The sequence below is a fragment of the Vibrio sp. 1078-1 genome (assembly GCF_033340475.1).
The window spans coordinates 1-548 of the sequence record NZ_JAWOWM010000753.1 but is presented as its reverse complement, the minus strand read 5'-3'; the positions used below and the strand labels follow the sequence as shown (position 1 = coordinate 548).

The window sequence follows — 548 nt, the reverse complement described above, 5'->3', positions numbered from 1 at the left end:
GCGACACTGACGGGAGTGAACGTGCCTATTGGTGATAAAGTCTTTCGTTGGAACTTATCGCCAATTCGTGTCGATGGTGATATCAGCGGCATCATTGTTCAAGGGCAAGATATTACAACGCTGATCGAAGCTGAAAAGCAAAGTAACTTAGCACGCAGAGAAGCCGAAAAATCCGCGCAAGCGCGAGCTGACTTCTTGGCTAAAATGAGCCATGAAATTCGCACACCAATTAATGGTATTTTGGGTGTTGCGCAGCTACTCAAAGATTCCGTGGAAGCGGAAGAGCAGAAGAACCAAATCGATGTTCTTCGCCACAGTGGTGAGCATTTACTTGCTGTATTGAATGATATTTTGGACTTCTCAAAGATTGAACAAGGCAAGTTCAATATCCAAAAACATCCTTTCTCCTTCGCTGATACCATGCGAACGCTAGAAAATATCTATCGCCCTATTTGCGAAAACAAAGGGGTTGAGCTTGTCATCGAAAACCGGCTTGATGGCAATGTAGAGATTTTCACCGACCAAGTTCGTCTGAATCAAATTCTGTT

General features: G+C 44.0%; 1 protein-coding gene. It reads left to right on the top strand.

The window, feature by feature from the left end:
- On the top strand, positions 1-548 hold a 548-nt coding region (locus R7190_RS29870), incomplete at both ends, for a sensor histidine kinase (RefSeq protein WP_318138209.1).